Origin of the sequence: Pseudomonas sp. ADAK13 (assembly GCF_012935715.1) — a bacterium.
Classification (GTDB): domain Bacteria; phylum Pseudomonadota; class Gammaproteobacteria; order Pseudomonadales; family Pseudomonadaceae; genus Aquipseudomonas.
In genome coordinates, this window is the sequence record NZ_CP052860.1 from 1,774,246 (window position 1) to 1,788,197 (window position 13,952).

The 13,952-nt window shown below is 60.6% G+C and carries 9 protein-coding genes; all 9 read right to left on the reverse strand.

Going from position 1 to position 13,952, the window contains the following annotated elements; translation table 11 throughout:
- Positions 1–13 precede the first annotated feature (13 nt).
- The 9 genes from HKK54_RS08385 to HKK54_RS08425 all read right to left on the reverse strand — a co-directional run bounded on the left by HKK54_RS08385 (position 14) and on the right by HKK54_RS08425 (position 13,907).
- A complete protein-coding gene (locus HKK54_RS08385; RefSeq protein ID WP_169386555.1) occupies positions 14–1,285 on the reverse strand; it encodes a type II toxin-antitoxin system HipA family toxin in 1,272 nt (423 codons plus the stop codon).
- Positions 1,278–1,529 (reverse strand): helix-turn-helix transcriptional regulator, encoded by a 252-nt coding sequence (locus HKK54_RS08390; RefSeq protein ID WP_169386556.1) that lies wholly within the window; start codon positions 1,527–1,529, stop codon positions 1,278–1,280. The genes HKK54_RS08385 and HKK54_RS08390 overlap by 8 nt, the downstream gene beginning before the upstream one ends.
- Before the next feature lie 151 nt (positions 1,530–1,680).
- The gene (hemE, locus tag HKK54_RS08395; protein ID WP_003209355.1) at positions 1,681–2,748 is read right to left on the reverse strand and encodes a uroporphyrinogen decarboxylase; all 1,068 of its coding nucleotides are present in this window, start codon (positions 2,746–2,748) and stop codon (positions 1,681–1,683) included.
- Between the two features lie 239 nt (positions 2,749–2,987).
- On the reverse strand, positions 2,988–4,406 hold the full coding sequence (locus HKK54_RS08400) for an FAD-dependent oxidoreductase (RefSeq protein ID WP_003209353.1): 1,419 nt from the start codon (positions 4,404–4,406) through the stop codon (positions 2,988–2,990).
- Positions 4,407–4,438: 32 nt separating this feature from the next.
- On the reverse strand, positions 4,439–8,884 hold the full coding sequence (gene gltB / locus HKK54_RS08405; protein ID WP_010169211.1) for a glutamate synthase large subunit: 4,446 nt from the start codon (positions 8,882–8,884) through the stop codon (positions 4,439–4,441).
- Positions 8,885–9,234: 350 nt separating this feature from the next.
- Positions 9,235–10,788: an SPOR domain-containing protein gene (locus tag HKK54_RS08410; protein WP_169386557.1), complete on the reverse strand. Its 1,554-nt coding sequence runs from the start codon at positions 10,786–10,788 to the stop codon at positions 9,235–9,237.
- 10 nt (positions 10,789–10,798) lie between these two features.
- Entirely contained in the window at positions 10,799–11,899 is a 1,101-nt protein-coding gene (gene aroB, locus HKK54_RS08415) for a 3-dehydroquinate synthase (protein ID WP_169386558.1), read from the reverse strand.
- Between the two features lie 147 nt (positions 11,900–12,046).
- Positions 12,047–12,565 (reverse strand): shikimate kinase AroK, encoded by a 519-nt coding sequence (gene aroK, locus HKK54_RS08420; protein WP_003209345.1) that lies wholly within the window; start codon positions 12,563–12,565, stop codon positions 12,047–12,049.
- 4 nt (positions 12,566–12,569) lie between these two features.
- The gene (locus HKK54_RS08425; protein WP_169389260.1) at positions 12,570–13,907 is read right to left on the reverse strand and encodes a type IV pilus secretin PilQ; all 1,338 of its coding nucleotides are present in this window, start codon (positions 13,905–13,907) and stop codon (positions 12,570–12,572) included.
- Between the last annotated feature and the right edge of the window lie 45 nt (positions 13,908–13,952).

Consider the following 13,952-nt stretch of genomic DNA (forward strand, 5'->3'; position numbering starts at 1 on the left):
TAAAAAAGCCGCATCACTGCGGCTTTTTCACGACAGGCTTTCGCTTCATGCCCGGCGTTACTGAGTCATGAAGTGCCATGGCACGCCCTGCATCCCATTCCGCCTGCATTGCCGAAAACAGCTCCGCATCGATGCGTACTTGATGCGTGGCCAACGCCTGCGACATCGCCTGCGCAACGCGTTCAATGATTAACGCCGGTTTGTCCACCACACAGTGCTTACGCCCGAATTCAATCAGTTGCTGACGATCAGGATAAGCCTTCACCTTGTTCATCTTGATTGCCAATGTCCGATCAACCAGTGAGCGGCCAGACTTAGGGTTGTAGTTCTCATACACCGTCGTTGTGGTGACATCGAACACCGGTGCCAGTTTCACCGTTTCACGGGCCTCTGGATGGGTGTAAGTCACCCCGAAATTTTTCAGGTGAGCATCACCATTACGCACCATGACGGACAGGCAGACGGAAGAGAAAAACCGTTCAAGCTCGCGCAACGGGTCCCCATGTCGACAGACCTCATTGATCACCGCCGCAAGGGTTTCGTAACTTTGGGAGTACTTGTAATTGTCATGCGGGTCTTTGTTGAGGCTCAGCAGAACGGCCATGTCTTCGAAGCCCAACTTGCCACTCGGGGTCAGGTCAAAACGCTCCATGACAAATAGATCACCCCTTTCGGAAAGCCAGAAAGGAGGCGTCTCCAGACCTGCCATCCGGGCCGCCTCCAGGCAAAGGAACTCATTCTGTGCCAAGTGGGCATACTCGTCAGCACCGGACTTTACGATAAGGTCGGAGCTGAGCATGGTTTTGCGGCTGCCGGTCAGCTTGTCCAGATCCGGGACCAGCACCTTAGGCTGCACGCCCGAAATTCCTGACTCGAAATAGGTATCCACCAGAAACTCAAAAACACCTCGGGAGGTATCTGCCGAGAGAATTTCATGGAGTCCCACCTGTGCACGAACAGCCACTGATACCCCAGCGGGATTCTGGTAGGTGAGGCGCCCAATCTGATTGCCACCGATGACCGATAACAGGCGCATTTCATCCACCTGCATATGCTTGGCCATCCGCCGTTTGATCTGATCAGCCAGAAACCCTTCCGGCACGTTCATATCGAAAATCGGATGCAGCACGTTACTGACCGAGGGCGTCGGGTCATAGGGCATGACCAATGACACTTCCCGCGCGGCCTCGGCAGAGTCGTAAGAAAACGCGAACTGCGAGCCTTTCGACAATTCGCCGGAATGCCCTTGCGGGGTCGTCACATTGAGCAACTTGACCCTACTCATCAAGCTCTACCAGGTCGGCAAGGGACTTGAGGTCGATGCGTTTATCCACCACTTCCAGAGCCATTCCCAATGCCGCGATAACCCGGAATACCGAATACATCGCTACATTTTCGCCCGCCTCAAGGCCAATGATAGTCTTGCGATTGCACTTGGCCTTGGTCGCGAGCTGTTCTTGGCTATAGTCCTTGGCGCGACGCAACTGGCGTATTCTTTCGCCTAGAGCGGTTGGATTCGCGATGAGCATAATGTTACCTATAACGGACATTTTTAACTGATACGTCGATTATGTCCTTCATTACGGACATTTCAACCACCATACGACTGCCGGTGCTCTCGCAAAAAATATCACCCACAAAAAAGCCCGGCATCTGCCGGGCTTTTTCATTGCCGCATTATCACTCGTGATACTGCGCCGACAATTCATGCACCGCCCGCAGGAAAGCGCCGGCGTGCTCCGGATCAACTTCCGGGGTGATGCCGTGGCCAAGGTTGAACACGTGGCCACTGCCTTTGCCGTAGCTGGCGAGGATACGCCCGACTTCAGCGCGGATGGCTTCCGGCTTGGCGTACAGCACGGTCGGGTCCATGTTGCCTTGCAGCGCCACTTTGTTGCCTACACGGCGACGGGCTTCGCCGAGGTCGCAGGTCCAGTCCAGGCCCAGCGCGTCGGCGCCGGCGTCGGCGATGCTTTCCAGCCACAGGCCACCGCCCTTGGTGAACATGATGACCGGCACTTTGCGGCCTTCGTGCTCACGGATCAGGCCGCTGACGATTTTGCGCATGTAGGCCAGGGAGAACTCCTGGTACGCCGCCGCCGACAGGTTGCCGCCCCAGGTATCGAAGATCTGCACCGCCTGGGCACCGGCCATGATCTGGCCGTTGAGGTAGGAAGTGACCGACTGCGCCAGCTTGTCCAGCAGCAGGTGCATGGCTTGCGGGTTGTCGTAGAGCATGGCCTTGGTCTTGCGGAAGTCTTTCGACGAACCGCCTTCGACCATGTAGGTGGCCAGGGTCCAAGGACTGCCGGAGAAGCCGATCAGCGGCACGCGGCCGTTCAGCTCGCGGCGGATGGTGCTGACGGCGTCCATCACGTAGCCCAGGTCCTTGTGGGGATCAGGGATCGGCAGGGCTTCGATGTCGGCCAGGGTGCTGACGACTTTCTTGAAACGCGGGCCTTCGCCGGTTTCGAAGTACAGGCCTTGGCCCATGGCGTCGGGGATGGTCAGGATATCGGAGAAGAGGATGGCCGCATCCAGCTGTGGATAGCGGTCCAGCGGTTGCATCGTGACTTCGCAGGCGAACTCCGGGTTCATGCACAGGCTCATGAAGTCGCCGGCGTGGGCGCGACTGGCGCGGTATTCCGGCAGGTAGCGACCGGCCTGGCGCATCATCCACACAGGGGTGACGTCCACGGGTTGCTTGAGCAGGGCACGAAGGAAACGGTCGTTCTTGAGGGCAGTCATGTCGGCATCCGCAAAAAAAGTGCGGGCATTTTCTCAGAGCGCGACGCAAAAGGCACGGAGTGAGCCGTGCCTTTTGTCTATCGGGTCAATTTGTCGCAATGACTGGTATCACAAACCCCAATGTGGAATGGGGTTTGTGTGGGAGCTGGCTTGCCTGCGATGGCGGTGGTGAATTCAACATCGTTATCGCAGGCAAGCCCCCTCCCACATTTTGATCCCATTTCAACTCGGGATCGGGATCAGACCTGCAGGTAATCCAGGATCCCTTCAGCGGCATTGCGCCCTTCGAAGATCGCGGTTACCACCAGGTCAGAACCGCGAACCATGTCGCCACCGGCGAAGATTTTCGGGTTGCTGGTCTGGTGTTTGTACTGGCCTTGTTCCGGGGCGACGACGCGGCCCTGGCTGTCGGTCTGGATCTCAAACTGCTCGAACCACGGCGCCGGGCTTGGACGGAAACCGAAGGCGATGACCACGGCGTCAGCCGGGATGATCTCTTCGGAACCCGGGATCGGCTCAGGGCTGCGACGGCCACGGGCGTCCGGTTCGCCGAGACGGGTCTCGACCACTTTCACGCCTTCGACACGGTCCTCGCCGACAATGGCGATCGGCTGGCGGTTGTAGAGGAATTTCACGCCTTCTTCCTTGGCGTTCTTCACCTCTTTGCGCGAGCCCGGCATGTTGGCTTCGTCACGACGGTACGCACAGGTCACCGACTTGGCGCCCTGGCGAATCGACGTACGGTTGCAGTCCATCGCGGTGTCACCACCGCCCAGTACCACGACCTTCTTGCCTTTCATGTCGACGAAATCTTCCGGCGACTTTTCAAAGCCCAGGTTGCGGTTGACGTTGGCGATCAGGAAATCCAGGGCGTCGTACACGCCCGGCAGGTCCTCACCGGCAAAGCCGCCCTTCATGTAGGTGTAGGTGCCCATGCCCATGAACACGGCATCGTATTCTTCGAGCAGTTGCTCCATGGTCACGTCTTTGCCGATTTCGGTATTGAGGCGGAACTCGATACCCATGCCGGTGAAGACTTCGCGACGATGGCTCAGTACGGTTTTTTCCAGCTTGAACTCGGGGATGCCGAAGGTCAGCAGGCCACCGATTTCCGGGTTCTTGTCGAACACCACCGGGGTCACGCCGCCACGCACCAGCACGTCGGCACAGCCCAGGCCCGCCGGGCCCGCGCCGATGATCGCGACGCGCTTGCCGGTCGGCTTGACCTTGGACATGTCCGGACGCCAGCCCATGGCGAACGCGGTGTCGGTGATGTACTTCTCCACCGAACCGATGGTCACCGCGCCGAAGCCGTCGTTGAGGGTGCACGCACCCTCGCACAGACGATCCTGCGGGCACACCCGGCCGCAGACTTCCGGCAGGGTGTTGGTCTGGTGCGACAGCTCGGCGGCGGCGAGGATGTTGCCCTCGGCCACCAACTTCAGCCAGTTCGGAATGAAGTTGTGCACCGGGCACTTCCATTCGCAATACGGGTTACCGCACCCCAGGCAGCGGTGGGCCTGGTCGGCCGAGTGCTGGGGTTTGAAGGGCTCGTAGATTTCCACGAACTCTTTCTTGCGTTGACGCAACAGTTTCTTCTTCGGATCTTTGCGCCCGACATCGATGAACTGGAAGTCGTTATTCAGACGTTCAGCCATGTTAAAACCTCATCAAACTCTTCAGGCGCATATCACTGCGGGTTGGCACGGATGCTGGAAAGCAACGATTTCAGGTTGGCAGCCTTGGGCTTGACCAGCCAGAAACGGCGCAGGTAGTCATCGAGGTTTTCAGCGAGGTTACGACCCCATTCGCTGTTGGTTTCCTCGACATATTCGTCCAGCACATGCTGCAAGTGGTTGCGATAGGATTCCATCGCTTCGCCGCTGATCCGCTGGATCTCCACCAACTCGTGGTTCACCTTGTCGACGAAGGTGTTGTCCTGGTCGAGCACGTAGGCGAAACCGCCGGTCATGCCCGAACCGAAGTTGTAGCCGGTCTTGCCCAGCACCGCGACAAAGCCACCGGTCATGTACTCGCAGCAGTGATCGCCGGTGCCTTCCACCACGGTGTGGGCACCGGAGTTACGCACCGCGAAACGCTCACCCGCCGTACCGGCTGCAAACAGCTTGCCGCCGGTTGCGCCGTACAGGCAGGTGTTGCCGATGATCGCACTGTCTTGAGTCTTGTAGACGCTGCCCGCAGGCGGAACGATCACCAGCTTGCCGCCGGTCATGCCCTTGCCCACGTAGTCGTTGGCGTCGCCTTCGAGGTACATGTTCAGGCCACCGGCGTTCCAGACGCCGAAGCTCTGGCCAGCGGTGCCCTTGAAGCGGAAGGTGATCGGCGCCTTGGCCATGCCCTGGTTGCCGTGCTTGCGCGCAATTTCGCCGGAGATGCGTGCGCCGATGGAACGGTCGCAGTTGCAGATATCCAGGGCGAATTCGCCGCCGCTCGCGTCGTTGATCGAGGAGCTGGCCATGTCGACCATCTTCTCGGCCAGCAGGCCCTTGTCGAACGGCGGGTTGCGATCAACCTGGCAGAACTGTGGCTTGTCGGCCGGGATGTGATCGCTGCCCAACAGCGGCGTCAGGTCCAGGTGCTGTTGCTTGGCGGTCTGGCCTTCGAGGATGTCCAGCAGATCGGTACGGCCGATCAGCTCTTCCAGGGAGCGCACACCCAGCTTGGCCAGCCACTCACGGGTTTCTTCGGCGACGTAGGTGAAGAAATTCACCACCATGTCGACGGTGCCGATGTAGTGGTCCTTGCGCAGCTTCTCGTTCTGAGTGGCCACGCCGGTGGCGCAGTTGTTCAGGTGGCAGATGCGCAGGTATTTGCAGCCCAGGGCGATCATTGGCGCGGTGCCGAAGCCGAAGCTTTCGGCGCCGAGGATCGCGGCCTTGATCACGTCGAGGCCGGTTTTCAGGCCACCGTCGGTTTGCACCCGGACCTTGCCGCGCAGGTCGTTGCCGCGCAGGGTCTGGTGAGTTTCCGCCAGGCCCAGTTCCCAAGGCGCGCCAGCGTACTTGATGGAGGTCAGCGGCGAAGCGCCGGTGCCGCCGTCGTAGCCGGAGATGGTGATCAGGTCGGCATAGGCCTTGGCCACACCGGCGGCGATGGTGCCCACGCCGGCTTCTGCTACCAATTTCACCGAGACCAGGGCCTGCGGGTTGACTTGTTTCAGGTCGAAAATCAGCTGCGACAAATCCTCGATGGAGTAGATGTCGTGGTGCGGCGGCGGCGAAATCAGGGTCACGCCCGGCACTGCGTAACGCAGTTTGGCGATCAGACCGTTGACCTTGCCGCCAGGCAGTTGCCCGCCCTCACCCGGCTTGGCGCCCTGGGCCACCTTGATCTGCAGCACTTCGGCGTTGACCAGGTATTCCGGGGTCACGCCGAAACGGCCCGTGGCAACCTGCTTGATTTTCGAGCTCTTGATGGTGCCGTAACGTGCCGGGTCTTCACCGCCTTCGCCGGAGTTGGAACGCGCACCCAGGCGGTTCATGGCTTCGGCCAGGGCTTCGTGAGCCTCAGGCGACAAGGCGCCCAGGGAAATACCGGCGGAGTCGAAACGCTTGAGGATCGATTCCAGTGGTTCGATCTCGCTGATGGCCAGCGGCGTGTCCAGGGTTTTCACCTTGAACAGGTCGCGGATCATCGACACCGGGCGGTTATCCACCAGCGCGGTGTATTCCTTGAACTTGGCGTAGTCGCCCTGCTGTACGGCAGCTTGCAGGGTGTTGACCACGTCCGGGTTGTAGGCGTGGTATTCGCCACCGTGCACGAACTTTAGCAGGCCGCCTTGCTGGATCGGCTTGCGCGCGCTCCAGGCTTCGGCTGCCAGGGCTTTCTGCTCGGCTTCGATGTCGACGAAACGTGCGCCCTTGATGCGGCTCGGCACACCACGGAAGCTCATCTCGCAGACTTCTTCCGACAAGCCGATGGCTTCGAACAATTGAGCGCCGCGGTAGGACGTGACGGTGGAGATGCCCATCTTCGACAGGATCTTCAGCAGGCCCTTGGTGATGCCTTTACGGTAGTTCTTGAACACCTCGTAGAGGTCGCCCAGGACTTCACCGGTGCGGATCAGGTCGCCGAGTACCTCGTACGCCAGGAACGGGTACACCGCGGAGGCGCCGAAGCCGATCAACACCGCAAAGTGATGCGGGTCGCGGGCGGTGGCGGTTTCAACCAGGATGTTGGAGTCGCAACGCAGGCCTTTTTCGGTCAGGCGGTGGTGCACCGCACCGGTAGCCAGGGATGCGTGGATCGGCAGCTTGCCCGGGGCAATGTGGCGGTCGGTCAGCACAATCTGGGTACGACCGGCGCGCACGGCTTCTTCAGCCTGATCGGCAACGTTGCGCACAGCGGCTTCCAGGCCGAGGCTCTCGTCGTAGTTCAGGTCGATGATCTGCCGGTCGAAGCCCGGGCGGTCCAGGGTCATCAACGAACGCCACTTGGCCGGGGAAATGACCGGCGAGCTGAGGATCACGCGGGAAGCGTGCTCAGGCGATTCCTGGAAGATGTTGCGCTCGGCACCGAGGCACACTTCCAGCGACATCACGATGGCTTCACGCAGCGGGTCGATCGGCGGGTTGGTCACCTGGGCGAACTGCTGGCGGAAATAGTCGTACGGCGTACGCACGCGCTGGGACAGCACGGCCATTGGCGTGTCATCGCCCATGGAGCCGACGGCCTCGTAGCCTTGCTCGCCCAATGGACGCAGCACCTGGTCACGTTCTTCGAAAGTGACCTGGTACATCTTCATGTACTGCTTGAGCTGGTCGACGTCGTAGAAAGCCGAACCGTGGTCGTTGTCTTCCATGGTCGCCTGGATGCGCAGGGCGTTCTTGCGCAGCCATTGCTTGTACGGGTGACGGGACTTCAAGCGGTTGTCGATCGCATCGGTGTCGAGGATCTGACCGGTTTCGGTGTCCACGGCGAGGATCTGGCCCGGGCCGACGCGGCCCTTGGCGATCACGTCTTCCGGCTGGTAGTTCCACACGCCGATTTCCGACGCCAGGGTGATGAAGCCGTTGGTGGTGGTCACCCAACGCGCCGGGCGCAGGCCGTTACGGTCGAGCAGGCACACGGCGTAGCGACCGTCGGTCATTACCACGCCGGCAGGGCCGTCCCACGGTTCCATGTGCATCGAGTTGTACTCATAAAACGCCCGCAGGTCGGGGTCCATGGTCTCAACGTTCTGCCACGCAGGCGGGATGATCATGCGCACGCCACGGAACAGGTCGATGCCGCCGGTGACCATCAGTTCGAGCATGTTGTCCATGCTGGAGGAGTCGGAACCCACGCGGTTGACCAGCGGGCCGAGCTCTTCCAGGTCCATCAGGTCGTTGGCGAACTTGGTGCGACGGGCCACAGCCCAGTTGCGGTTGCCGGTGATGGTGTTGATCTCGCCGTTGTGGGCAAGGAAGCGGAATGGCTGGGCCAGCGGCCATTTCGGCAGGGTGTTGGTGGAGAAGCGCTGGTGGAACACGCAGATTGCGGTTTGCAGGCGCTCATCGCTCAGGTCTGGATAGAAGGCGGTCAAATCCGCCGGCATCATCAGGCCTTTATAAATGATGGTCTTGTGGGAAAAGCTGCAGATGTAGTGGTCGGTGTCAGCGGCGTTGGCCACGGACGAGCGACGACGCGAGGTGAACAGCTTGATCGCCATGTCCTGGTCGCTCAGGCCGTCACCGGCGATGAACACTTGTTCGATCTGCGGCAGGCGCTCCAGGGCCAGGCGGCCGAGTACGCTGGTGTCGATTGGCACTTTGCGCCAGCCGACCAGCTGCAGGCCGGCGGCCAGGATCTCGCGGTTCATGTTCTCGCGAGCGGCTTCGGCTTTTACCGGGTCCTGGTTGAAGAACACCATGCCCACGGCGTACTGCTTGGGCAAATCGGTGCCGAAATGCTCCTTGGCGACAGCGCGCAGGAACTGGTCGGGCTTTTGAATCAGCAAGCCGCAACCGTCACCGGTCTTGCCGTCGGCGTTGATCCCACCGCGGTGGGTCATGCAGGTCAGGGCCTCGATGGCCGTTTGCAAAAGGGTATGACTGGGCTCGCCCTGCATATGGGCTATCAGGCCGAAACCGCAGTTATCCTTGAATTCATCGGGTTGGTACAGACCTGCTTTCATAGACACTTTCTCACCAGGCTGCCTCTTATTTCGAGGCAAATTTCTTTTCAATTCAACCGGTTACCTTCCACGCCGAACGTACGCCGGCTTAGCGGGGGCAAAAGGGAGGTCATTGTACACACCGACACAGACGCTCACAAATTTAGCGACGAAATGTCGCAAATCTATGTCGCATTTATGAAAGGTTTAAAGCGATATGCTGTGCTAGTCAAAACTTTTTTAATTCTGACCGCTACGACTCAAAAGCTACTGTGACGCAGACACCACAAAGCGCGCGGCCTTCAGGGCTGCACGCTGTGTTGTTTTTTTTGAGGTGCCGAGAGGGCGGCCTGGGTAAGGCCGCCGGATCTTCAGCGAGTTGTTGCCAGTTCTTGTTGAACGCTGGCGACAGTGCGAGGCCAAGGTTTACCAGCCTGAACCTTCGCTGGCAAGGCCTTGATAGCGGATTCCGCTGCGGTACGGCTGGAGAAGTTGCCGTACGTGATCACGTAGAGAGGCTTGCCGTTGAGTACTTTCTTGAAATAACGGTACTCGCCGCCCTGCTCTTTCACGAACGCCTGGGCGTTGGCTTCGGAGCTGGTGCCGAGGATCTGCACCACGAAGTTACCGGTAGGCTGGCTGCTGTACCAGCTGCTGCCGGTGGCGCCGGCCTTGGCCACGGTCACAGGTTTTTCAGCTGGTTTGGGGGCTGGAGCCGGTTTGGCCACCGGTGCCGGGGCTACAGGCTTGGCAACCGGCGCTGGTTTGGCGGTGGCAACCTGGGCCGGTGCAGGCGCTGGCTTGGCAGCCGGCTGACCCGCTGGCACGCCAGCCGGTGGTGCAGTGGTGGTGACGGTCGGTGGCGTGGCGCTGGAGCCTTCAACCGGCACGCCGTCATCCCCTTCGCTGATACCGCCCGCAGCCTCGGCCAACGGGCCGCGCATCACAGGCTGGCCAACCATTGGCAGGTTGGTGGGTTGGCCGGAGTTGGCAAATTCAACGTTCGGTGTTGGCTTGCCCAGAGGCAACTGCGCCTGTTCGGTTGGCGCGCCTGCGGTGGTCGGGGCCTTGTTGCGACCTGGAATCAACCAGGCGGCGGCGACAGCGACCACGACAACGGCAGAAATTGCCAATACGTGCTTCTTCGGCATAGTAAACCCCATCTTTGGACGCTTAACCGCTGAGCGGCTGGCAATCATGGCTTCGATCATTGCATCCCGGGCAACCTGGTTGATGGTGCCAGGCCAGCCGTCGGAGCTTTCGTGAATATCAGAGATCTGCGAAGCAGAGAAAAGTTCGATGCCCTGCCCTGCGCCTTCCAGCCGCTGGGCCAGGTATTCGCGGGTTTCTTCCTCTTCGTAAGGCTGCAGTTCGATGACGTGGAACAGCTCCTGCTCGCCGCTGATCTGCTCCAGCTCGGCAATCAGCGAAGACTCGCCAAACAGGAACACATGGGGGCGACCTTCCGGCGTACCGGCCGCCAGGGCCAGCAAGGCCTCCAGGGCGGATTCGTCGAGCTGCTCGGCGTCGTCCACCAGCAGGTAGACTTCCTGGCCCGTCAGGCCCAGTTGCACCACTTGCTTGAGGATTGCGTTCGGCTCGGCAGTGGACACGTCCAGGGCCTGGGCTACCTGACGCAACACACCTGCCGCATCACCGGCACCACGGGCGGAAACCACCACGCTCTGCACCGATTGCTTGTTGGTGCTGGCAACCAGCGCCTGGCGCAGCAAGGTCTTGCCGCTGCCCAACGGGCCGGTGACCACCAGCAACAGCTGGCTGTAGCGCGCCAGGTGGTGCAATTGCCCCAGCACCGGCTTGCGTTGCGCAGGGAAAAATTTGAAACCAGGCACCCGTGGAGCAAAAGGGTCGTGGCTTAACTGGTAATGGCCGAGGAACGCCTCGTCGGCATGCAAACTAGTCATCGGGATCTTATTAACCTTTAAGCTGGGCCAGGGCGCGGTAATCCGCTCCCAGCGTGGCCTGTAAAATCTCTTTCGGATAATCGTCGGTCACTACCGCTTCGCCCATTCGGCGCAACAGCACCAGTCGCAGTCGACCGTCGATCACTTTCTTGTCTATTGCCATGTGTTCGAGAAAATCTGCCTCGGTCATCTCCTCGGGAGGAATGACCGGCAACCCGGCGCGCTGGAACAGGCGGATCCCGCGATCACGCTCCTGGGCGCTGATCCAGCCCAGGCGCTGCGACATCTCAAGTGCCATTACCGTGCCAGCCGCTACGGCCTCTCCATGCAACCACACACCATAGCCCATGTGGGTCTCGATCGCATGGCCGAAGGTGTGGCCGAGGTTCAAGGTAGCGCGTACGCCGGACTCACGCTCGTCAGCATTCACCACCAGAGCCTTGGCGGCGCAGGAGCGGGAAATCGCTTCTGTCAACGCCACCTGGTCCAGGGCGCGCAGGGCGTCGACATGCTCTTCAAGCCAGGTCAGGAACGGCTCGTCGCAGATCAGCCCGTACTTGATGACTTCCGCCAGGCCTGCGGACAACTCGCGAGGCGGCAGGGTATTGAGGGTCGCGGTGTCGATCAGCACCACATTCGGCTGATAGAACGCGCCGACCATGTTCTTGCCCAGCGGGTGGTTGATGCCGGTCTTGCCACCCACCGACGAATCGACCTGGGACAGCAGGGTGGTCGGCACCTGGATAAAATCCACGCCGCGCTGGTAGCAGGCGGCCGCAAAGCCGGCCATGTCGCCGATCACCCCACCGCCCAGCGCCACCACAGTGGTGCGCCGGTCATGACGGGCCGTCAACAGGCCATCGAAGATCAGTTGCAGGGTTTCCCAGGTCTTGAAGGCCTCGCCGTCAGGCAACACCACCGAGATCACCGAGTACGCCGCCAGGCTGCGGCTCAGACGCTCAAGATACAGCGGCGCGACCGTTTCGTTGGAGATGATCGCCACTTGTCGCCCGGCAATATGCGGTGCGAGCAACTCGGGCAGGTCCAACAAACCTTCGCCAATGTGGATCGGGTAGCTGCGCTCGCCAAGATCGACCTTAAGTGTCTGCATGTGTCCCCGCGTTGAAGATGAAAGCAGGCGTATTGCCCTACATTAACGTTGTCGGCAACGTCGGGATCTGACGCCGCCTGATGGCTCTACGCCACAACTCGGACGGTCATGACGCGCCGCCGAGAATAGCGCATTTCGGCTCTGGCTTTAACGGGGTGGCAACTGCGCCAGGCGCTCAAGAATGTCGAGAACGACCATTCGTGGCGGCCGCTCATCGGTTTCCACCACCAGATCGGCGATTTCCCGATAAAGCGGGTCGCGCAGCGTCAGCAGGTCCCGCAGGGTTTTCGCCGGGTCGGCGGTGCGCAACAACGGGCGATTGCGATCGCGAGCGGTGCGGCCCACCTGCTGCTCGACAGAGGCATGCAGGTAAACCACGCGACCGCCGGCGTGCAGCGCCCGGCGATTCTCATCGCGCATCACCGCGCCGCCGCCGGTGGCCAATACCACGCCATCGCAGCCGCACAGCTCGGCAATCATCGCCTGCTCGCGGTCGCGAAAGCCCAGTTCGCCTTCCTTATCGAAGATCCACGGGATATTGGCGCCCGTGCGCAATTCAATTTCCTTGTCGGAATCTTTGAATGGCAGGCGCAGCTCTTTGGCCAGCAAACGGCCGATGGTGCTTTTTCCAGCCCCCATCGGTCCAACAAGAATCAAATTTCGCACAGAATCAACGACTCACAGCAATCGCCTGGTTATTCATAATACGCGGAGTCAGGAATACCAGCAGCTCGGATTTTTTCTCCGAAACCACATCCCGCCGGAAAAGGCGGCCAAGATACGGCACATCGCCCAAAAATGGCACTTTATCTACCACTTTGCTTTGAGTATTGGAGAAAACCCCGCCAATCACGATGGTCTCCCCATCCTTGACCAGCACCTTGGCGTTGACCTCGTTTTTCTTGATCGGCGGCACGTCGTTGAGTTTGTTCAGGTAGTCGGGCTCATCCTTGGTGACCTTGACCTCCATGATCACCCAGCCATCCGGGGTGATTTGCGGGGTCACTTCCAATGACAAGGAGGCCTCCTTGAACGATACCGAGGTGGCCCCGGTAGAACTGGACTCCTGATAAGGAATCTCGGTGCCCTTGAGGATTCGCGCGGTTTCCTTGTCGGAGGTGACGACCTTGGGCTGCGAGACAATTTCCCCGTTGCCGGTTTTTTCCATGGCCGTCAGTTCCAGGTCCAGCAGCAGGTTGTCGGTGATGAAGGCGACACCCAGGCCGGCGCTGCCGTTGACCGTACCCAGATCGACAAACGGTGAGCTGGGCGGACTTTCGGGCGGCTCGGCCCCGTCCGCCAGCGGCGTCCTGATCCCGCCGGCGCCCCAGTTCCCCCGGTTGGCCTGCCCGCCCCAGCGCACGCCGAGACTTTTGTCGTAATCCACGTTGGCCTCGACAATCCGCGCCTCGATCATCACCTGCCGCACCGGTATATCCAGCTGCGCCACTATCCGGCGCAGCTCCTCCAGGCGCTCCTGGGTCTGGTAGGCGATGATGTTGTTGGTGCGGTCATCCACCGCCACCGAGCCCCGCTCATCGGTTTCACCTTCCAGGCCCACGGCCGACTGGAACAGCTTGGCCAGGTCCGCCGCCTTGGCGTAGTTGACCTGCAGCAACTCGCGGCGCAGCGGTGCCAGCTCAGTCATTTGCTTGCGCGACTCCAGCACCAGCAATTCCCGAGCGGCCAACTCCTCGGCCGGCGCGACCAGCAGCACGTTGGCCGTCACACGCTTATCCAACCCCTTGGTTTGCAGCACCAGGTCCAGAGCCTGGTCCCACGGTACGTCTTTGAGCCGCAAGGTGATCGAACCCTGCACCTCATCGCTGGCCACCAGATTGAGGCCGGCAACATCGGCAATCTGCTGCAGCACCGCACGCAGTTCGATGTTCTGGAAATTGAGGGACAGCTTGTCGCCAGTAAATGCAACCCGTGCGGTGCTCAGGGGCACGTTGCCAGGTGGCGGCAGGTGAATCAGGTCGATTCGATTGGGCACAGCCAGGACCATCGGTGCCGTGAACGCTATCCATAGCGCCACACCGAAGGACGAAAA